This window comes from Lentisphaera marina (genome assembly GCF_028745505.1).
Lineage (GTDB): Bacteria > Verrucomicrobiota > Lentisphaeria > Lentisphaerales > Lentisphaeraceae > Lentisphaera > Lentisphaera marina.
In genome coordinates, this window is sequence record NZ_JAQZZL010000001.1 from 472770 (window position 1) to 492581 (window position 19812).

General features: G+C 42.8%; 19 protein-coding genes. 11 read left to right on the top strand and 8 right to left on the bottom strand.

Annotated elements, in window-relative coordinates; translation table 11 throughout:
- Positions 1–12: 12 nt before the first annotated feature.
- Genes glmM through PQO01_RS02090 form a run of 4 tightly spaced genes read left to right on the top strand, consistent with a single transcriptional unit; the run spans position 13 to position 4441 of the window.
- A complete protein-coding gene (glmM, locus tag PQO01_RS02075) occupies positions 13–1362 on the top strand; it encodes a phosphoglucosamine mutase (protein WP_274312380.1) in 1350 nt (449 codons plus the stop codon).
- Positions 1359–2171, top strand: coding sequence for a DapH/DapD/GlmU-related protein (locus PQO01_RS02080; RefSeq protein WP_274312381.1), 813 nt, complete (start codon positions 1359–1361; stop codon positions 2169–2171). Before glmM ends, PQO01_RS02080 begins: the two co-directional genes overlap by 4 nt.
- Positions 2172–3164 carry a tRNA dihydrouridine synthase gene (locus tag PQO01_RS02085; protein ID WP_274312382.1) on the top strand — a complete coding sequence of 331 codons (993 nt, stop codon included), beginning with the start codon at positions 2172–2174 and terminating at the stop codon, positions 3162–3164.
- Positions 3161–4441 (top strand): beta/alpha barrel domain-containing protein, encoded by a 1281-nt coding sequence (locus PQO01_RS02090; RefSeq protein WP_274312383.1) that lies wholly within the window; start codon positions 3161–3163, stop codon positions 4439–4441. Before PQO01_RS02085 ends, PQO01_RS02090 begins: the two co-directional genes overlap by 4 nt.
- Here PQO01_RS02090 and PQO01_RS02095 read toward each other — a convergent pair.
- From PQO01_RS02095 to PQO01_RS02105, 3 genes are read right to left on the bottom strand one after another with little or no spacing between them, the layout of a single operon-like run.
- Positions 4435–5361, bottom strand: coding sequence for a TIGR01777 family oxidoreductase (locus PQO01_RS02095; protein WP_274312384.1), 927 nt, complete (start codon positions 5359–5361; stop codon positions 4435–4437). The two genes, PQO01_RS02090 and PQO01_RS02095, sit on opposite strands and share 7 nt — an antisense overlap.
- Before the next feature lie 13 nt (positions 5362–5374).
- On the bottom strand, positions 5375–6067 hold the full coding sequence (locus PQO01_RS02100; RefSeq protein WP_274312385.1) for a hypothetical protein: 693 nt from the start codon (positions 6065–6067) through the stop codon (positions 5375–5377).
- Positions 6054–6944 carry an SAM-dependent methyltransferase gene (locus PQO01_RS02105; protein ID WP_274312386.1) on the bottom strand — a complete coding sequence of 297 codons (891 nt, stop codon included), beginning with the start codon at positions 6942–6944 and terminating at the stop codon, positions 6054–6056. The genes PQO01_RS02100 and PQO01_RS02105 overlap by 14 nt, the downstream gene beginning before the upstream one ends.
- Positions 6945–7081: 137 nt before the next feature.
- Here PQO01_RS02105 and PQO01_RS02110 point away from each other — a divergent pair, with 137 nt between their 5' ends.
- From PQO01_RS02110 to PQO01_RS02120, 3 genes are all read left to right on the top strand, one after another.
- Positions 7082–7618 (top strand): GbsR/MarR family transcriptional regulator, encoded by a 537-nt coding sequence (locus PQO01_RS02110; RefSeq protein WP_274312387.1) that lies wholly within the window; start codon positions 7082–7084, stop codon positions 7616–7618.
- Positions 7619–7699: 81 nt separating this feature from the next.
- Positions 7700–8449: a GDSL-type esterase/lipase family protein gene (locus tag PQO01_RS02115; RefSeq protein WP_274312388.1), complete on the top strand. Its 750-nt coding sequence runs from the start codon at positions 7700–7702 to the stop codon at positions 8447–8449.
- 183 nt (positions 8450–8632) lie between these two features.
- On the top strand, positions 8633–10435 hold the full coding sequence (locus tag PQO01_RS02120; RefSeq protein WP_274312389.1) for a SulP family inorganic anion transporter: 1803 nt from the start codon (positions 8633–8635) through the stop codon (positions 10433–10435).
- 70 nt (positions 10436–10505) lie between these two features.
- Here the strand turns inward: PQO01_RS02120 and PQO01_RS02125 are convergent, their stop codons facing one another.
- The 3 genes from PQO01_RS02125 to PQO01_RS02135 all read right to left on the bottom strand — a co-directional run bounded on the left by PQO01_RS02125 (position 10506) and on the right by PQO01_RS02135 (position 13848).
- Entirely contained in the window at positions 10506–11087 is a 582-nt protein-coding gene (locus PQO01_RS02125; RefSeq protein WP_274312390.1) for a hypothetical protein, read from the bottom strand.
- Between the two features lie 94 nt (positions 11088–11181).
- Complete coding sequence (locus PQO01_RS02130) at positions 11182–12084, bottom strand: histone deacetylase family protein (protein WP_274312391.1); 903 nt, start codon at positions 12082–12084, stop codon at positions 11182–11184.
- A 45-nt stretch (positions 12085–12129) separates the two neighbouring features.
- Positions 12130–13848, bottom strand: coding sequence for an NERD domain-containing protein (locus PQO01_RS02135; RefSeq protein ID WP_274312392.1), 1719 nt, complete (start codon positions 13846–13848; stop codon positions 12130–12132).
- 178 nt (positions 13849–14026) lie between these two features.
- On the opposite strand from PQO01_RS02135, the gene nadB reads away from it, so the two are divergent.
- The 4 genes from nadB to gpmI all read left to right on the top strand — a co-directional run bounded on the left by nadB (position 14027) and on the right by gpmI (position 18361).
- Entirely contained in the window at positions 14027–15676 is a 1650-nt protein-coding gene (gene nadB, locus PQO01_RS02140) for an L-aspartate oxidase (RefSeq protein ID WP_274312393.1), read from the top strand.
- A 1-nt stretch (position 15677) separates the two neighbouring features.
- Positions 15678–16271 (top strand): tRNA (guanine(46)-N(7))-methyltransferase TrmB, encoded by a 594-nt coding sequence (gene trmB / locus PQO01_RS02145; protein ID WP_274312394.1) that lies wholly within the window; start codon positions 15678–15680, stop codon positions 16269–16271.
- Positions 16271–16615: a hypothetical protein gene (locus PQO01_RS02150; RefSeq protein WP_274312395.1), complete on the top strand. Its 345-nt coding sequence runs from the start codon at positions 16271–16273 to the stop codon at positions 16613–16615. The genes trmB and PQO01_RS02150 overlap by 1 nt, the downstream gene beginning before the upstream one ends.
- Before the next feature lie 102 nt (positions 16616–16717).
- Positions 16718–18361, top strand: a complete 1644-nt coding sequence (gene gpmI / locus PQO01_RS02155) for a 2,3-bisphosphoglycerate-independent phosphoglycerate mutase (protein ID WP_274312396.1) — start codon at positions 16718–16720, stop codon at positions 18359–18361.
- Between the two features lie 109 nt (positions 18362–18470).
- Here gpmI and PQO01_RS02160 read toward each other — a convergent pair whose 3' ends face one another.
- Both PQO01_RS02160 and PQO01_RS02165 read right to left on the bottom strand, forming a co-directional pair.
- The gene (locus PQO01_RS02160) at positions 18471–19178 is read right to left on the bottom strand and encodes an SGNH/GDSL hydrolase family protein (RefSeq protein WP_274312397.1); all 708 of its coding nucleotides are present in this window, start codon (positions 19176–19178) and stop codon (positions 18471–18473) included.
- Positions 19179–19257: 79 nt separating this feature from the next.
- Entirely contained in the window at positions 19258–19674 is a 417-nt protein-coding gene (locus tag PQO01_RS02165) for a DUF420 domain-containing protein (protein ID WP_274312398.1), read from the bottom strand.
- Positions 19675–19812 lie beyond the last annotated feature (138 nt).

Genomic DNA, 19812 nt, shown 5'->3' on the forward strand with positions numbered 1-19812 from the left:
GAGGAGATAGACATGGGAAAATTATTTGGAACTGACGGTGTGCGTGGACGCGCTAATGAATACCCCATCACACCAGAAATGGCCTTGCGTATCGGTAAAGCCATCGCTGCAGTATTTGGTGATTTGAAAGGAAAAAAATCTCGAGTTATCATTGGTAAAGATACGCGTTTATCTGGTTACATGCTCGAGACCGCTCTGACTTCTGGTTTAATCTCTATGGGCATGGATGTTTATCTCGTTGGTCCGATGCCTACTCCGGCCGTTGCGCTCTTAACTCGCTCCATGGTTTCATCTGCAGGCATTATGATTACTGCCTCCCATAATCCCGCCGAAGATAATGGCATTAAAATTTTTGGAAGTGACGGCTTTAAATTAACTGATGCAATTGAGAATAAAATTGAAAAACTTATCCTTTCCGAAGGTCCTATAAATCCTGAAGCTGGTGCATCCGTTGGTAAAGCCTATCGTATTGATGATGTTGGTGGTCGCTACATTGAATATGCCAAAAACTCAGTCGACCACATGGATTTAAGTGATCTTCGCATCGTTCTCGACTGTGCCAATGGTGCAGCCTATCATCTATCACCGATTTTAATGAAAGAACTTGGTTGCGAAGTCATTAAAGAATACGTAGAACCCGACGGCCTCAATATCAATCACAACTGCGGAGCTACATACGCTGAACGCTTAGCGGATTCAGTTAAAAAATACCGTGCGGATTGTGGTATCGCTCTCGATGGTGATGCTGACCGCGTCATTTTTACTGATCATGAAGGCACCGTAGTTGATGGCGATCGCATTATTGCAATTTGTGCTCTAGCCATGAAAGAAGCGGGAACCCTTACTGGCAATGCAATTGCTGTAACTTCCATGTCTAACATGGGCTTGATAAAACTTATGGAAGAAAATGGCATCAAATGCGTCGTTACAGACGTTGGTGACCGCCATGTTATTGCGGCTATGAGGAAAGATAATATCAAATTAGGTGGCGAGCAGTCAGGCCATATCATCTTTGGTGATTATTCAACTACTGGCGATGGTACTGTAGGTGCTTTACGTGTCCTTCAACTCATGAAGAAAACAGGTAAAAAATTAAAAGACTTAGCCTCTGTCATGGAAATATTCCCACAAAAATTAGCTGGTGTCATGGTTAAAAGTAAACCGGCACTCAATACTCTACCTGGCATCACTGGACTCATTGCTGAATGTGAAAAAGAACTTGGTAAAACGGGTCGTTGTATCTTACGTTATTCTGGTACCGAAAAGAAACTTCGTATTCTCGTCGAAGCCCAAAACAAGAAAGATGTTGATAAGTGGATTAAAAAATTTGTTGCACAAGCTGAAGAGGAGATTGGCGCATGAAGTTTGATTTTATCGCAGGTGAAAACCCCAGTTATTTCGAAGCCCTACGTCACGATGCTAAAATAAGTGAACTCACTATAGCAGGCACAACTGTTCGCCAAGCTCAAATTGATTTTCTCGAGGCTGCCGATCATGAATTCTCCAAAGATGCTCCCGATATATTACTAGCGGACAACTTTTGGTATGCTCCTGAGGATTTAGAAAATTTTTCTCGTGGTGAAGAACTTTCCGAAAATAGCTTTGCTCTACGCTTCCCCTGGGATTTACTCAAACTCAACGAAATCTTAGTCGCTCATATCGATACTGATTTTATCCAAGCCAAAGTTTATGATGGAGCTCTAAACGAAGGTTTTCTCTACGCTGGCGAAGGTACAAAAATTCTTCCTGGCGTCTTTATTGAAGGCAACGTGATCATCGGCAAGAACTGTAAAATTGGTCCCAACTGCTACATCAGAGGCAATACTTCCATCGGCGATAATTGCCATATTGGTCAATCTGTAGAAATCAAAAACTCTCTTATCATGAACAACACTAATGTGGGTCATTTATCCTATATCGGTGATTCTGTTTTAGGTGATAAAGTGAACTTAGGTGCAGGAACTATTAGCTCTAACTTACGTCATGATGGTGCCAATCACCGCTCAGAATTTCACGGCGAACTCATTGATACTGGACGTCGCAAATTCGGCGTAATAGTAGGCGATGGCGTTCACACGGGAATCAACACCTCCTTTTATCCAGGCCGCAAACTCTACCCAGGTGTGACAACTCTTCCTGGAGAGATTGTTCAAAAAGACCTAAAAGCGTGAATGACCTCCAGCTTTCCCTTTAAACTTAGCCTCGCTCCCATGGAGGGTGTCACTCATCCCCTCATGAGAAATCAAATTGCCCAGCATGGCGGTTTAGATCTGCTATGCACTGAATTCATTAGAATCTCTAGTCACAAGCCCTCCTTACGATCACTTAAGAAACAAATCGTAAAATCTGGCGATATCCCCCTGTCAGTTCAAATCATGGGCAATAATGCCGAACTCATGGCGGAATCCGCAAAACTTGTCGTGGACTGTGGTGCCGATGTCGTCGACGTCAATATGGGCTGCCCCACTAAGCGTGCCGTCAAAGGTGGCGTCGGCTCTGCCATGCTCAAAGACCCCAAGCTTTGCTATAGCGTACTGGCCTCCATGCGCGAACAAGTCCCCTGTGCACTCTCCGCAAAAATTCGTGCCGGCTTTGATAACAAAGAGGATGTTTTTGAGATCCTCAAAGCCATTGTCGATTCCGGCGCCGATTACCTTGCTGTACACCCGCGCCGACGCGTGGATCATTACGAAGGTCATTCTGACTGGCGAATTATTGCCGCGCTCAAAGAGAAGTCACCTATTCCCGTCATCGGAAATGGCGATGTTCGCACCGCAGCAGATGCCATACGCATGTTCAAAGAAACTCAATGCGATGGCGTCATGATTGGTCGTGGTGCGCTTGCTAATCCTTGGATCTTTTTGCAGACCTCGCAAATCCTTTCTGAGCAAGAAGTTTTCATCCCTCAATGGCAAGACATCTACGAATTTTATAAAGGCATGTGTGATGCTTTTGAGGACTTTTGCGCCAATGAAAGTGGCGCTTTGAACAAGACTAAAGAAATGTTAATGTACTTTTCTTTAAATTTACCTGATCCAGCCCCCTTCCGCAAAGCTATAGGCCGTAGTCAATCACTAGAAGAAATGATGAACAAACTCCATAACTTACTAAAAGAAAACCAAGAACTTTGTGGCACAGAAATATGCTCCATAGGAGTGTTATGATTTTTCATCTCCCAGATGTTTACGAAGCCTATCAACGTTGGAAACTTAATCCAACGGATAAATTGATCTGTTCTCAGTTCATGATTGCCAAACTACCCAATCACTGGGGTTACGTCATTAGCTCGGGGATTCGCGTTCTGGCTGAACACCTGCAAACTTTCGAAGCCGATGAAAAGTTTTTAAATGACTTAGAAAAAGCTCTCAAAACTTGTGTGGATGAAGATGTCAATGATTTCTTAACCATGATTCACAATGTCAAAGCTTCTTGGCGCGTTGATGCTGTACACGATGGAACCTTTCTCTTCGGTAGTCAGCCTTGCCTCTGTATACAGGGAAATACTTTTTTAACGCTCATACTCTTGAAGTATTTTCAACAGATTATCGAAGAATCCATCAATACTGCCACGCGTGTCTCACGCCTTAAAACGGCCCTAGGGGAGGCTCCCGTAGCCTTGATCAGTAAAAACCAAATCAGTGCCCGTGCAGGTTTAATTGGCGGTGCTGAAATCGTCTTAAATCATGGCGATGCTTCCGAAACCACTCTACTACTCGAATACGATGCCTTCGTTCTCGAGCACAATCCTCATGCCCTTTTGCTGCTCAGTGCGAGTGCTCCCAGTGAGAAAAACTTTGAGCTTCTACGCTCACTCCCCTTCCCACCGAAAGGAATTATCATCCCCTTCAATGGCGTCGATTCAGAGCTAGAAAAATACCGCAGCATTCTCAACGATCGTACCTGGTTACACTCCAAAATTTATTGCGCGGCCCCCAGTAGTGAACAAGTTCTGAAAAAACAAAAAGCGACTGGCGTCCAACCCGATTTTTGGTTACTAAACTTTAAACGTGAACAAAGTTCTTTGGGTTATGTGAAGATACACGCTTTGAAGAGCGCTATTTGCAATGCGGAATCCAAGTGGCAATGGTTACACTCCTTTGCCGATGATTGCGCTTTCCCACGCCTTCCTGGCTTCCTCAATATTCGTCGCTATGGCAAGCGACGTCCTTCTGGCGACATGATTGTCAACGAACACATCAAAGCTAGTGCCAATATCATTAATGACCGCGAGTTCTTGACCCGCAGCTTTAGGGGTGATTTCCACATTTTACTCGAGCCCGTCTTCATGGGCCGTCACTTCACCCTACTCCAGGATGAAACTGCCGATGCTAAACATGCAGAAGCCCAAAAAGAATACTTCGGCAAAAATTATACTTCCCTCGACTTTCCCGCCGCCTACCCCAGCGGCCTCGAAGAAAGCTTCTTTAATACACTTCAATAGTCAGTCTTATAAATATCTGATAACGCCTTGTTTAAATCTGAGAATTTAAACTCAAAACCCTCATCCATTAATCTTTGGGGTTTACAATAACGCCCATAGATAGCCAGTTCTGGATCTGTTTTCATTATTAAGGGTGCCGCTAATTTAACCAGACATTCAGGTGCGGGTAGACCGCAAGAAACAGATAGATTCTTCCGCAATTCTCGCATAAATTCAGTATTGGATAAAGGCTGAGGTGATGAAGCAATATAAATCCCCTTCATAGTTTCATCGCTAATCGCTCTTAGAAAGATTCGATTAATATCGTCTTCATGAAGCCAGCTAATTCCCTGCTTGCCATCACCTACTTTTCCTCCGAGCCCCAATTTGACTAACTTAGCTAAACGTGGTAGTGCTCCACCATCGCGCCCCAACACAAAGCTTGTCCTAAGAATGACTTGGCGCATATTTGGCAGTACTGATTCATCATAAGCTTTTTCCCATGCTTGTCCCACAAAGGGCGCTAGACCGTAACCGTAGGGTGAATCCTCTGTACAAACTATGTCTTCGGGGTCACCATATATATGCGCTGTTGACATTTGCACCCATAACTTGGGTGGATTCTTTATTGCCCTCAGTGCTTTGCCAATTAGTTTCGTACTTTCCACACGCGATCTCAAAATAGCGTCGCAGTTAGCTGGATTTTTAATGCAATCCACACTACGGCCCACCAAGTTGACAATAGTATGAGCGCCTTCTAATTCACGACACCAGGAAGCAAGTGATTGCGAATCCCAAGTACAGAATTTCCACCCTCCATTAAACTTTGGCTCATTTCTAGAAATGATACTCACCGCAAAGTCTTTTTGAATTAAGTACTTGGCTAAATTTGAACCTAAAAAACCCGTTCCACCAAAAATAATGATTTTCTTTTTATTCATTCTCATCAATCCTCTAATGAAATTCCCAAGTATACAAACTTCCCGCACTCTCACGTAGATCGCCAGTAAACACATGCTCACCTATTCGCAATTTTGCTGTTACGCCATTATGAACATGAAAGACCGAGGGTTTCTCTTTTATTAAATCTACTCGCTTAGAAACTGAACAATCTTTACCATAACTATAACTAATGACACCATCAGCTATGTGTTGATCAAAAGCCTTATCCTTCATGATTTCTCCTGGAAATTTTTGAGTGGTTTTCTCGAACTCCCACTCGGGAGTCGAAATTTTTTCACCCTGCTTGTTGAGATTCGTCGAGAATCCATGTAGACCGAAAAACTTACTCGCACCCACCAAGAAATTGTCACTATATCGCGTATCCACCCAAACACAGTTTTCTCCCGTGTCTTGATCAACACACGATATGCGCAGTGCGCAATTAAAGCTTTTAGGCAAAATATCCAAGGGCATCCAATCGGGTGCCACGGAATCCATCCAGATCATGCATAAACTCAGTAATGCCTTGCCATTTTCATCTTGCCATAATCGCAAATGCTTGGGGATTTTGAAAATTTTTGTTAGTTCTTGTGGTTTTAATTTAAAGTTGGCTAATTGTCTTTTCGTCACACTCGCTTTGATGGCATTAACAACTCGATACTCCAAGCTCCATTTTTTTTGAGTTTGCGGATCAATTAGTTGCATCTTTCACCTTCCTTGCACTAATAATTTTATAGGAAAATTTGTGCATTTGAATTGCTAGAGGAATACATAAAAGGCAAGACTGCATGTGCTCCCAACGGGAGCGATTACATTTTCCTTTAAAAATAAGTATCATCAAATGAATTAGGACTAAAAAGGGAACTTGTAGTAAGGAAGGAATAAGATTTTTCGAAACATCTCGGATCTTAATGTCTTCAAATTCATTATTGCTTAAAGCTTGCTCCACTTTATCTAAGCGACCGATCTCAGCAATCCCCCAATTATCACCCCATTTTTTTAAAACTTTAGCCGTACACTCATCTAATTTTACATCTGCTTTGATAAAAAAATCAGCTATAACTAAACGACCGCCGGGTTTTAGAACTTTTGCGGCTTGCGCAATTAAATCATTTTTGGACTCTCCACTCGCGTAACAAGAACTCTCCATCGCTGTACAAACATCCATTGATTCTTGTGGATATGGTAAATTTCGAAAATCTCCTAAACAATAATTAAAATCACTCTCTTCAAAAGTTTTTGCTTTTTCTATTTGTTCTTCGACAAGTGTAATACCGTGAAGTTTCAGGCTTTCATTATCCTTGTGGGTACTTCTTAAGAATCCTCCTATACCACAACCCAAATCGAGTAAATCTTGTCCATCTTTTAATTCACATGCCTTCAAGACTTGTTTATTCATTTCCTTAATTTGTTCTTCGCGATTAAAAAAGCTTAAGCCAGGACGCCAATAGCCAAAATGCATATTGCCTGATGGACTCCAAAACAAATAGTCCTCTAGATTTTCTCTGTAGTGTTCTTTGATTGCTTCTTTTTGCCGAATCTTGGGTTTCAAAATCCCTTTCTCTTTTTCATAAACTGGCATACTCACCTCCTATACATTATTTTTATTTCAGTAATTTCTGTCTATACAGAAACTAGTGTAATTTCAGAAATAAATCAAGTTTACTTTGAAAAAAAAAGAATTTTGAGCATCTTTAAACAAAACATTAAGGATATTCTATGGACTCAGAAAACTTTAAAATCACCGCCTCGATGGAAGCATATATCTTGCATTGGGGTGAAATGGGCCCGCAATGGGGCGTTAATCGAACAGTCGCACAAATTCACGCTTTGCTTTACTTAGCCGATGAAGCACTAGATGCTGATAGCATTACCAAATTACTCGGCATTGCTCGCTCAAATGTATCCAATTCACTAAAAGAATTGAAAGACTGGAAGTTAATTAAGAGTGTCCCTGTTCTAGGTCGTCGCAAAGAACATTTCACCACCGATAAGGATCCTTGGAAAGTGTTTCAGATTGTCTTAGAGGAGCGCCGGAAAAGGGAATTAGACCCCACTATTTCTGCGGTAAAAGAATTTATTGAGATGGCGGAAGATGAAGATTTATCCGATCATACATTGAAGGCCATGAAAGAATTAAGCCAACTCATGGAGAATTTAGCCACGCTCCATGATTCCTTTTCCAAGCTGCCATTACCGATCTTAAAGAAATTGGTCAAAGGTGGAACCTTACTCAAGTTGTTTACTAAGTCATGAACTTACACTAACTTTAATTTCTGCAAGATTACGCTAGGATAGAAATCCACTATATTTTTTATAAAACACTAGGTCTCGCTTATGAAAAAAACACTTCTATCTCTTTGTCTTGCCATCTTTTTATTCACCACTTCTTGTGCAACAAATAATCTCGGCGAGCCCGTCAAAAATACGGGTCGTTCCACCACTCCCGTACAGCAGGATGCGAAATGGGCCGTAAAATGGTGGATGCCTAGACACGAAGAAAAACTCGCTCAAAAAGAGAAATTAGGTGACGTTCAATTAGTGTTCCTCGGTGATTCCATTACTCACGCTTGGGATAGACAAAAAGAGACTTGGGCAAAATACTACGCCAAGCGCAAAGCCCTCAATATTGGCTTTAGTGGCGATCGTACGGAGCACGTCCTCTGGCGCTTAGATCATGGTGCCGTTGAAGGTATCAATCCTAAAGCACTCGTATTGATGATTGGCACCAATAATGCCGGTCACCGCCAAGAAGCATCTGCGGAAACCGCAAAAGGCATCAAAGCCATCCTCCAAGAACTGCGAATTAAATTGCCAAACACAAAAATCCTCATGCTCGCCATTTTCCCACGTGGCAAAGACGACAATGATAAATTGCGTAAACTCACCATGGGAACTAATGAGATCATCAAAACCTATGCGGACAACAAAAATATCTTCTATATGAATATCAATAATATCTTTTTGGATGATAAAAGAATCCTCCATAAGAGCGTCATGGGAGATCTCCTCCACCCCAACAAAGAGATGTACCCCAAGTGGGCAGAAGCTATTGAGCCAAAACTCGTGGAGTTAATGGAGGAATAAGCCTCCACTGAAGATCAAACATTCCTGTCATAGAGGGCTGAAACTTTCACAAAAAAAAGTTTTAGCCCTTTACATTTTTATTCGAGACTTCATTGTCTGAGCTTTTTAGCGAAGTATACAGAGCAATAAGGGCTTATAACTCTCGACATAGCCGCTCTCATTAGAATTTTATTAGGAATTAACATGTTTGATATAATATTAAAGCATTCAGGGAATTTAAAGAATGATATCCTGGCGGGTTTAACCGCCGTACTGACACTCATTCCCGAAGCTGTTGCATTTACATTTGTTGCGGGTATTGACCCGATGATGGGCCTTTACGGCTCCTTTTTTATTGGCTTTATTACTGCGGCATTCGGTGGTCGTCCCGCCATGATTTCTGGCGCAGCGGGCTCCATGGCAGTTGTTACCACAGCCTTCATCATCATGTTTGGCCTCGAATATCTCTTAGCCGCTGTGATTTTAACGGGTATACTTCAGGTCCTCTTTGGTGCCTTTAAAATGGGTAAATTTATTCGCCTCTTACCCCATCCAGTGATGCTAGGTTTCGTCAATGGCCTCGCTATTGTGATTGGTATGGCGCAATTCGGTCAATTCAAAGAAAACACTCGCGTGGTTTACGACAAGCAAAACGATATGTTCACTTATGCTGGTGACTGGATGGCTCTCACTAGTCCCGCCATGCTAACGATGATGGGCATGATTGTATTAACGATGTTAATCGTTCACTTCCTCCCAAAATTCACCAAGGCTATTCCAGCTCCCTTAGCCGCTATCGTTGTGTGTACACTTTTAGCTACTTTCACTCCTTTAAAAGATCACTCCAAGCGCGTTTCAGACGTCGTCCTTGGTCAACGTACTTCGATGACGGAAAAAGAAATCATTACTGATGAATTTAACGCCAAGAAAGAAACTGTTCTTCACCGCGAATACACTGCTGCTGCAGAAGCTACCGTGGCTAAAGGTGTTAATGAACAAGAAATCCAAGAGCGTTGGGACCTCAATCAAACTCAACTCATTGCCGAGGGTAAAAAAGACGAAGTCGATGCTCTAGACGGCAGCCTCAAAGGACGTTTACCTAGCTTCCACTTACCGAGTATCGGTTGGGATATGAGTAATCCTGAAAACCGCGATAAAGCTGTCAAAGTCTTTATCCTCGCTCTCATCCTTGCTTCGGTTGGCCTAATCGAAACACTCATGACGATGTCACTCATTGACGAAATCACCGAAACTCGTGGTCAAGGTAATAGAGAATCTGTCGCGCAAGGTACTGGTAATATTGTCAGTGGTTTCTTTGGAGGTATGTGTGGTTGTGCGATGATTGGTCAAAGTGTGATCTGCTTAAACTCTGGAGGTCGCGGTCGCGCCTCTGGTATTGCAACGGCAATTTTTATGTTGATTTTCATCCTATTTGCTCCGCAACTCATTGAAATGATTCCCGTTGCTTCACTCATTGGTGTGATGTTCATGGTTGTGATTGCGACTTTCGAATGGTCTTCACTTCGTTTATTTGGTAAGATTCCAAAATCCGAGATCCTCATTATCATCATCGTTTCTGCCGTCACCGTTTTTCTCGACCTCGCAGTCGCAGTTGGTATTGGTATCATCATCTCTGCGCTTATCTACGCTTGGAACTCTGCAAAAGAAATCAAAATCAAAGTAACAAATGAAAGTGAAGCTGAAAAAACTTACTCAGTAAGTGGCAACATTTTCTTCGGTTCGATCACTTCTTTCAAGGAGCTTTTTGATCCTAATAATGACCCTCAAGATGTCTACATCGATTTTGCTGATTCAAAAGTTTGTGACCACTCGGGTATCGAAGCGGTTCACGGCTTGAGCGAACGTTATAAAGCTGCAGGCAAAGTGCTTCACTTACGTCATTTGAGTCCCGAATGTGCGACCCTCCTTAAGAAAGCAGGTGACATCGTGGAAGTTAATATCCTAGAGGATCCCAAATACCACGTCGCCGACGACGCTCTTGCGTAGATAACAAAATCACCTCACAAAAAAAGGGATGCCATTTAGCATCCCTTTTTTAGTTTAAGTCAATTGAGTCTTAATGACGTCCTGCTGCTTCAGCCATACTCACTGCAAGTGCAACAGCCCCTACCGAGAGTACAATAAACGCAACCATTACCCCAAGTAAAATCTTGGCTGTTTTATCCAAAGTTTTATGATCGGCATAACCTTCTGGGCAACAAGCCAGGCGGAAACTTACCAAAATATTATAAAATGGAATAAGCACTGTCCAACCATACCACAGGTTATAACCCAAGTTACGGCAACGTTCACGAATAATGTAAACTGCACCGGCAATGAAGACAATTATGCCAAGTATTGGAATAAGGCTAACAAAATTTAATCCAAAATTCCAACCCCAATAAGGCCCACGAGTCATACCACCATATTCCATCACTTCTCCGCTATCATTTACTGATAGAGTTTCAGACGTACTTGGCGCGGCATAGGGGTTGACCGCCGCTTGCTCTTGAGTTTCTTCAGCTGCTGCTGGAAGCTCTTGGGCTCCTGGGTTGGTAATGACAAAATCATTCTCGCAAGACGGGCATTCAGCCGATTGTCCTAAAAAAGAATCCTCTACCGTATCGCTCCACTCACAGTTTGGGCATGCTGCAATCATGTATATCTCCATATCTTTTATTTTGTAGAATTTGTATTCTACAAATGACAATCTCCTCAAGCAATATTGTGAATTTTAATTTTTTATTAAATCATTAAGTAAAAACTTTACTTGCTAGTCGAAAAACTTGACTATGGGCATCGATGATTTTGGCTAAGGATCGGCTATACCCCCCGCCCATAGTGATCACAATTGGAATGCTTAATTGCTTACATAAACTGAGTACATATTCATCACGATTATACACGCCTTGCATGGATAGAGATAAACGACCAAATCGATCCCCCTCCAAAACATCAACTCCTGCAAGATAAAAAATAATATCTGGCTGATGTTCATCAATTATACGCGGTAGATGCTCCTCTAAAGTATTCAAATAAATCTCATCCCCCGTCTCACACTCAAACGCTAGATCTAGATCAGATTTTTCTTTCCTCGTCGGATAATTTCGCGCTCCATGCATCGAAAACGTGAATACACTTTTGTCCTTTTCAAAGATCTCTGCGGAACCATTGCCTTGGTGAACATCTAAATCCACAATAAGCGCTCGTTCAATCATTTGTCGATGCTGTAAGGCCCGTATCGCAATGGCGTGATCATTTAACAAACAGTAACCTTCACCGTGATCACTGAAAGCATGGTGGGTTCCACCTGCAATATTTAAACCACAAGCATTTTCCAAAGCCCAAAGGGCGAGCTGAAAAGTTCCCCCTGTTATATCGAGTTCTCGATCCAGAAGCTCCTGACTCAAAGGAAAGCCGACCTTCTTCATCTCCTTGTCACTAATCTGTAATGACTCAAGCCTATGCCAATAATCACTTGTGTGGCATAAGAGTATGTCTCTTACTGAAATAGCTTCTGGTTCAAAAAAACAATTATCTTCTAAAATTCCTTGATGCTGAATTTGTTTACGTAAAAGCTCATACTTTTCCATTGGGAAAGGATGGTTCTTCCATAGGCTATGGGAGTAATTATCTTTATAAGCGACCTTAATCATATGCACTAACTTATGCTTATAAACTAAATAAAAAACTTTATTTTATCACTTCGTAAACACCACATGCAATATTTGACGTGCTCGGCTCGCCCCAATGAAAAGGCTCTGACATTGCTGTTCATCATTTTGAAAATCGGCATCATAACCTACTAAAAAAGCCACTTTAGTTTCCAGGCCCTTCACTTTATTAGCTGAGATATACAAAATTTTATTCCTCTCGGGGAAGAGGCCATTATTAATTTTTACTCCTCCCATTTTCCCACTGGGGAGCAAGCGACGATTTTTACTAAAAGAATTGGCAATGATCATGATTTCTTCGGGATAACAAACTTTGCGCTTTAATAAATCGGCAATGGTATCGTCGAGATATTTTGGAATCTGATGATGTTTAAGTACCTTCTCAACTACGGGTTCGCCCGCGGGTAAATCCGATGCGGGAGTTAAATCCATGGTACGAATTTTTGATGATGTCGACTTTATCTTAATGAGATATTTGAAAATGTTCATCGTGTAGCGATAACTCTCATATAAATTTAAACGCAGAGGATTAGCTTCTAAAGTTGAATAGAGTTTTTCTACATCAAAACCATTCATCCCACCCCTTCGAAAACTCGGGCGTTGGTCAGAGTCGTAAAGCACCGCAATACGCGACTTGGCACCTTCTTTCAATAAAGATAGATACAGCGACCACCAACCGGGTCCATTAGTTCCATGAATGGGAAATTCCGTGTCGTGATCTTGAGCTTCATCCACAATCAGACAATCGTATTCCGGGAGGATTTTACCTTGAGCGACTAAGCCTTCTAAAGTTAAAGGCAGTTGTGATTCATAAAACTGATTGCGTGATTCGTGGTCATCTGGGACGACAAACTCAAGTCCATTTTGCTTATAAATATCTCGGGCTAGGTCTTCCCAGAGTTTTACAGTAATTTTCCCCTTGCGGGCTTGCCCCCCCTGTTCAATTTTTTCCGCAATAACTTTTAACTTATTGCGAAGAGCGCGATTATAACAGAGAATCAAAACCGAGCCACCACGCTCACGTCGCCTGCCGGCCCAAATCCGTGCCAAGCCAAGGGCCATCCACGACTTACCACTTCCCGGCGCTCCCTTGACGACAAATTGACGATTATGAATCAAATGATTAAGCACGCGTGTGACTTTGGAATTAATCAATTTAGTTAAGTATTTGTCGGTTTCTTTAACTGATTTAGGGTCGATCCCACTCTCTTCTTCATCGACGAAAGCCTTGCGAAACATTTTTTCCGCTTCTACGGGCTTCAGCTTCATGACACGACCCAAGTTTTTATCCATCTTGGGAACAAAGTTCTCTAAATCTTGTCGATCCATGATGAGCTCACGGGGGAGGCCTTGGTACTCATTATAATCTCCACGAATAAATAGGTCTGGACAAGCTAACACACCTTTGACCACCATCTTATAGGCTCCGCCTGCACGAGCTAAAATATCTCTCACACCTTGAATCTCGCGGAATAATTGCGCATCCGGCGCGGTGCGATTGTGAGTATTCCATTCGCCCGTCTTTTTATTACGGCGCAACACACCGCCTTTGGCTTCAATAACTAAAACGCCCGCATCGGGATTGAAGACTAAAAAGTCACCCTCACGTGCCACTCCGCGTGGTCCTTTGTAATAATAACCCCAAACAACAATCCAATGAGCCGGTAAGCCCTCGAGTAAAGTGGCAACTTTTTGTTCGGATTCATGACATTTGTATTCTGGGCGCAATCTAATGAACTGAGGCATTTTCCTTCCTAATCTAAGTCTATCAACACATAAACAATTTATCCGTGAGGTAAGTGATTAAAACCCTACAGTCACTAGAAAAAGCTTTTTTCGAAGCATAAATGACACAAAAGATCAACTCGGCTTGCCAGTAGCACGCCTTCGTGTAATTTAAGCAAATTTTTTAGGATAAACACATATGAATAAAGTCGAGTACGATTTCTTGATCATCGGTAGCGGTTTAGCGGGCATGTATTGTGCGCTACAAGCAGCCGAACATGGCTCGGTTGCCTTGGTCTCCAAGCGAGAACTCAGTGAGTGCAACAGCAAATATGCTCAAGGAGGAATCTCCTGTGTGATGACGGAAATCAATGATAAAGATAGTTTTGAGCTCCACGTCTCTGACACGCTAAAAGCTGGAGCGGGTCTCTGCAATGAGGAAGTAGTCTCTGATATCGTATCTGCTGGACCCAAAGCGATTAAAAAACTCATCGACTTAGGTGTTAAATTTACTCGCCGTTCAGAGGTTGATGAGAGCGATGATGATGAAGCTGGGCAATACAACTTAGGTCGCGAGGGTGGACATAGCCAACGACGTGTTTTACATGCGGGCGATATTACCGGAACAGAAGTCATTCGTGCCCTCGAAAAAGCCTGTCGCCAAGAAAGCCGTATCGAAATTTTTGAGAATTACCACGCCATCGATCTCATCACCACGGGAAAACTCGGTTGGGGCTTAGATAAAAATAATTGCCTCGGGGCTTATGTCCTCGATAAAAGCAATGAGAGCGTCACGACTTTTTTAGCCAAGTCGACGATCCTCGCTACAGGTGGTGCAGGCAAGGTCTACACCTATACAACGAACCCAGACATTGCCACTGGCGATGGCATTGCTATGGCTTACCGTGCTAATGCGGACATCGCAAACATGGAATTTTTCCAATTTCACCCCACTTGTCTCTACGATCATCGCATCAATAGCTTTCTCATTTCTGAAGCTGTTCGCGGCGAGGGCGCCATCCTTAAGATCCGTCGCAAAGGACAACTCGTTGATTTTATGGAAAAATATCACCCTCTCAAAAGCTTGGCTCCGCGTGATGTTGTGGCTCGTGCTATTGACCGCGAGCTCAAAGAAACGGGTGAAAAATGTGTCTATCTAGATATTACTCATCACAGTGAAGAATTCCTGCGCAAGCGTTTCCCCAAAATCTTTAATGTATGTGAATCCATTGGCCTCAATTTAGCCAACGATCCCATACCCGTTGTTCCAGCTGCCCATTACTGCTGTGGCGGAGTTAAAACTGATATCTGCGGAACCACGAATATCACTCGCTTATACGCCATTGGTGAAACGGCCTGCACTGGCCTGCACGGCGCAAATCGCCTCGCGAGTAATAGCTTGCTCGAAGCCGTTGTCATGGGTGGTAAAGCCGCTCAATGTGCGGCTGAAATGAATGCCTCGCTCTCAAATTCAATTTTAGAAACACAAATGAATGCCGTTCCCAGCTGGTCGAGTGGCAATGCCACTAACTCAGATGAACAAGTTGTCATCACCCACAACTGGCAAGAGATTCGCTCATTCATGTGGGACTTTGTGGGGATTTTCAGAACCAACAAACGCCTTCAACGTGCCAAGCGACGGATTCGCAATATCCAACACGAAATAACCCATTATTACTGGGATTTCAACATTACCCCCGACTTGATTGAGTTGCGTAACCTCGCATGTTTAGCCGAACTTATTATTGATTGTGCCCTCTCGCGCCAAGAGAGTCGTGGATTGCACTTTAACCTTGACTACCCAGAAAAATCAGATCAGGCCATAGAGAGCCACCTAAGGAAATTTTAAGATGTTAGAAATTAAAAAGCCCCTTGAACTCATTGGTGAATTCAAGCGTTTGGATACCATTGTCGACTTTAATCACCCTCGCATTGAGCTTGATATGGGCTGTGGGAAAGGGCGTTTTACAACTGAGCTCGCCAAACGCCACCCAGAAGCACTGGTCATGGGTGCCGACATTAAACTTGATCGCCTTCGCAAGCTCAATGGTAAGGCCGCTCGTGCGGGCTGTGGCAAGGTAGAAGCACTGCACTGCTTAGGTTGGGAACTTTTTGGCTTTCAACTCCCTGACCTCTCCATTGATCGCGTCCACATTCTTTGTCCTGATCCCTGGCCTAAGAAACATCACCGCCGTAATCGCATGCTCTCTAGTGAGTTCATGTACCGCGTGACTCGCAAAATCAAAAAGGGTGGGAGCCTACATTTATCCACTGACGACCTCCCCTACCTCGAGTGGATGAAAACCGTTACTTCTCAACTCCCCTGCTTAGAACCAGATCAATCTGTCTTAGAAGATATTGCCGATGTTCAAACTGAGTTTGAAATGAATTTCGCTAGCCAAGATAAGCCCGTGACTCATTTGGGTTTTCGCGTCCTCGCCTAATGTCAAACTTACTGGAAGATGTCAATAAACAATTTGCGCTTTGGGTAGCTGAAGAAGCCCGCCAATTGCGCATTATTGAAGAATCGGCTGCCAATTTAGTGGCGGCCGCCAAGACTCATCCAGCCCGAAAACCTCACCTCAAGCGTTTGCGGAATGCGCAAAAAGCTTTAGAAACGGCCAGTGAACAATGCGTGCACTTCACTGACTTGGCCGATTTCCTCAATTCTAAAGAAGAGTATAAAGATCTCCCAACTAATCAAAACATCTCTAATAGTCTAACTACTTTAAAACTCGCCCCAGAAATTGCCCCCCTACTAGAGTCCCTTCAATTTATTAATAAATGACTCTAACTCAAAAATTTTAAGACAGGCTTTGTAGATTGCTTAACTTGATGGCTTTTGGAGCTGTGATATTTTTGCCGAGATAAATAATTAAGGAAAAATACCATGATCTTAGATAAACACCCCTTCATTACTCAGCGCCCAGGCCCTGTAGTTCTCTGTATTCTCGATGGTGTCGGCTACTCCGACCACACAGAAGGTGATGCTTATAAAGCCGCTCACACACCAAACTTAGATTGGCTCCACGCCAACTGCCAAAACCGTCCGCTCAATGCGCATGGTACACATGTGGGTCTTCCATCTGATGCCGACATGGGCAACTCGGAAGTGGGTCACAACGCTATTGGTGGTGGTCGCATTGTTGCGCAAGGCGCAAAACTCGTTAATACGGCTATTGAAACGGGCGCACTTTTCGAAGGTGAGATCTGGCGTAAACTCTCTGGCAATGTACGAGAAAAGAGTTCTACCTTGCATTTCATTGGCCTTTTCTCAGATGGTGGTGTTCACGCACATCTCGACCATTTACAAGCCATGGTGGAACAGGCTAAAGCGGAAGGAATCAAGAGTATTCGTTTCCACATTTTACTTGATGGTCGCGACGTTAGTGAAACATCTGCGCTCGAATACGTCCTTCCTTTTGAGGAATATTTGAAGGGACTAAATTCTGAAGGCATTTCAGCTAAAATCGCTTCCGGTGGTGGTCGTATGACTATTACTATGGACCGTTATGGTGCGGAATGGGATATGGTTGAACGCGGTTGGAATACTCACGTTCACGGTGAAGGCCGTCAGTTCGCATCTACTGAAGAAGCCATTAAAACTTATCGTGAAGAAGGCGATTTTATCGACCAGTACTTACCTGCTTTTGTCATTGCTGAAAATGGTCAGCCTGTTGGTCGTATTTGCAATGGTGACTCCGTCATTTTCTACAACTTCCGCGGTGACCGCTCCATCGAAATCTCGCAAGCTTTCGAGGATGATGAATTTCCTCATTTCGATCGCGGCGAACGCCCCGATGTTGAGTACTCAGGCATGATGGAATACGATGGTGACGACCACATTCCTAAGCAATACCTCGTAGCACCTCCTGCAATTGATCAACCCATGTGTGAATTCCTTTCAGCTAATGGCGTTGGACAATTAGCTATTTCTGAGACTCAGAAATATGGTCATGTGACTTTCTTCTTCAATGGTAACCGCAGTGGTAAATTCGATGACAAAGTTGAAGATTTCATTGAAATCCCCTCTGATGTCGGTGGCTATGACCTACGTCCTTGGATGAAAGCGGTCGAAATTACCGATTACCTCGTCCCTGCTATTTGCGAAAATCGCCAGCCATTTGTTCGCGTTAACTACGCTAATGGTGATATGGTCGGCCACACAGGCAACTTCAATGCTGCGCGTATGGCGGTAGAAGTTGTCGACGTCCAAGTTGGACGCCTCATGGCTGCCGTGAAAAAAGCTAATGGTATCTTGCTCGTCACGTCAGATCATGGTAACTGTGATGAAATGTTTGAGTTCGATAAAAAAGGCGAAGTGAAACGTGGTGACAATGGCCAAGCGAAAGCCAAAACAAGCCACACACTCAACAAAGTCCCCTTTATCGTCTATGACCCTGCAAGTCTCAATGAATTCGCTCTGAGTGAAGTTCATGATGCGGGCCTCAGCCATATTGCTGGTACCGTTTTCAACTTGCTTGGTTTCCAAGCACCGGATGTCTTTAACCGTACTTTACTAGAAAAAAAGTAAGCTTAAAACATCAACAAAAAAAGCCTCGCTTACGCGGGGCTTTTTTGTGTCTCTGTGTTAAAGAAGTTCGCTAAAACAACTAGCTCGGCACTAAGATTGAGTCCCGAAATTATTTAGTAAATTGACTCGCCCATTTTTTAACCTGATTTGCCTCAATACTAGAGAAATCTCCATTATATTTTACTTGCTCTGGAGTCTTGTTCTCTAAGCTGCAATAAAGACTCAAGGCCACTAGGTAAGCCCCCTTATTGCTGGGGTGACTTCCATCTTTTTTGTACAGGCTTTTGCCTAAGTCCAAATCATTCTCCATTACGGCGCGCCAGAGCTTATTGGTGGGCAATTCTGTCATCTTATATTTTTTTGCGCCCTCCGCAAAGGCTTCATCTAACATGCCCTGCATTTTTTCGTAAGTTGGTGCTGCTTTTTTATTCTGCTTATCACCATCTCGTCGACCCCATGAAGTAAAAAGGTAGATGGGCGTTTTATCCTTTTTATACATTTGCTGAATCTTTTTTAAACTATCAAAATAGCCACCACGAAAATTTGAGTAGGCGGGTGTTTGACTCTGTTCCTGAAGAATAATGGCATCCCATTTTTTAGACTTCATTATTTCTATATTTTGCGGATTATTCAAATGTTTCTCTAAGGTAAAACCACCCTTAGTGATAAAGGTCATATTCCAGCTCACTTGCTCAGACTTTAATAGATTTTGTAAAGCTGCACGGCTTTGCATCGTATAGGAATTGCCAATAAATAAAACTTCCTTGGCAGATAGTAAAGAGCTGAGGCATAGAGATAAAAGAATGAGTAAACGCATAATAGATCCTTATTTAAATAAATAATAAGCTACAAGGAGTCCGCAAAATAATAAGCTGACGACTTAAAAAGTTCTGGATTTAAAAGAAGAGTAATGCGGAAATCAGTGTTCCAAACCAAAAAAACAGGGTGAGTTTCCCCATCTGTTTATGGAGCTTATATTTTTTTACTGCGCCACTAAAAGTCGTGATCAATAAGGTAATGAAAAGTAGATTTGAAAAAGTTCGGTGAATGATGAGGCGGGTTTTCATTTCTGCCGGGCCTAAGTTGATCATTGCTTCGTCGGTAGAAATACTGCTGTAATCAAAACCAAGCATTTGTGAACTGACAACGAGTCCAATCACCGCCACCATCACTACTAAGACAATTCCACCATTTATGCGCTTATGCAATTTAATATTGCCTTTGGCTGCCTGAACAATACCAAAAAGCAAGATTGGGGTCATTAGTGAAACAGCTATTTGCAGGAAACGCAAATACATGATTTCTTTACTCATTATGAAGTCCTTGTTAATTCGGCGCTACTCTTCCACCATGTCATTAAAAGTCAAGAACTTCTACAAAGCTAATTACCTATAGTTTTTACTCAAATAATACATTCCTGCTAAAGTATACATTTGTATTAAGCTGCTCCT

What these genes read in the sequence shown, in the direction of transcription:
- glmM (WP_274312380.1), top strand. Translation starts at nt 13, where the DNA reads ATGGGAAAATTATTTGGAACTGACGGTGTGCGTGGACGCGCTAATGAA.
- PQO01_RS02080 (WP_274312381.1), top strand. Translation starts at nt 1,359, where the DNA reads ATGAAGTTTGATTTTATCGCAGGTGAAAACCCCAGTTATTTCGAAGCC.
- PQO01_RS02085 (WP_274312382.1), top strand. Translation starts at nt 2,172, where the DNA reads ATGACCTCCAGCTTTCCCTTTAAACTTAGCCTCGCTCCCATGGAGGGT.
- PQO01_RS02090 (WP_274312383.1), top strand. Translation starts at nt 3,161, where the DNA reads ATGATTTTTCATCTCCCAGATGTTTACGAAGCCTATCAACGTTGGAAA.
- PQO01_RS02095 (WP_274312384.1), bottom strand. Translation starts at nt 5,361, where the DNA reads ATGAATAAAAAGAAAATCATTATTTTTGGTGGAACGGGTTTTTTAGGT.
- PQO01_RS02100 (WP_274312385.1), bottom strand. Translation starts at nt 6,067, where the DNA reads ATGCAACTAATTGATCCGCAAACTCAAAAAAAATGGAGCTTGGAGTAT.
- PQO01_RS02105 (WP_274312386.1), bottom strand. Translation starts at nt 6,944, where the DNA reads ATGCCAGTTTATGAAAAAGAGAAAGGGATTTTGAAACCCAAGATTCGG.
- PQO01_RS02110 (WP_274312387.1), top strand. Translation starts at nt 7,082, where the DNA reads ATGGACTCAGAAAACTTTAAAATCACCGCCTCGATGGAAGCATATATC.
- PQO01_RS02115 (WP_274312388.1), top strand. Translation starts at nt 7,700, where the DNA reads ATGAAAAAAACACTTCTATCTCTTTGTCTTGCCATCTTTTTATTCACC.
- PQO01_RS02120 (WP_274312389.1), top strand. Translation starts at nt 8,633, where the DNA reads ATGTTTGATATAATATTAAAGCATTCAGGGAATTTAAAGAATGATATC.
- PQO01_RS02125 (WP_274312390.1), bottom strand. Translation starts at nt 11,087, where the DNA reads ATGATTGCAGCATGCCCAAACTGTGAGTGGAGCGATACGGTAGAGGAT.
- PQO01_RS02130 (WP_274312391.1), bottom strand. Translation starts at nt 12,084, where the DNA reads ATGATTAAGGTCGCTTATAAAGATAATTACTCCCATAGCCTATGGAAG.
- PQO01_RS02135 (WP_274312392.1), bottom strand. Translation starts at nt 13,848, where the DNA reads ATGCCTCAGTTCATTAGATTGCGCCCAGAATACAAATGTCATGAATCC.
- nadB (WP_274312393.1), top strand. Translation starts at nt 14,027, where the DNA reads ATGAATAAAGTCGAGTACGATTTCTTGATCATCGGTAGCGGTTTAGCG.
- trmB (WP_274312394.1), top strand. Translation starts at nt 15,678, where the DNA reads ATGTTAGAAATTAAAAAGCCCCTTGAACTCATTGGTGAATTCAAGCGT.
- PQO01_RS02150 (WP_274312395.1), top strand. Translation starts at nt 16,271, where the DNA reads ATGTCAAACTTACTGGAAGATGTCAATAAACAATTTGCGCTTTGGGTA.
- gpmI (WP_274312396.1), top strand. Translation starts at nt 16,718, where the DNA reads ATGATCTTAGATAAACACCCCTTCATTACTCAGCGCCCAGGCCCTGTA.
- PQO01_RS02160 (WP_274312397.1), bottom strand. Translation starts at nt 19,178, where the DNA reads ATGCGTTTACTCATTCTTTTATCTCTATGCCTCAGCTCTTTACTATCT.
- PQO01_RS02165 (WP_274312398.1), bottom strand. Translation starts at nt 19,674, where the DNA reads ATGAGTAAAGAAATCATGTATTTGCGTTTCCTGCAAATAGCTGTTTCA.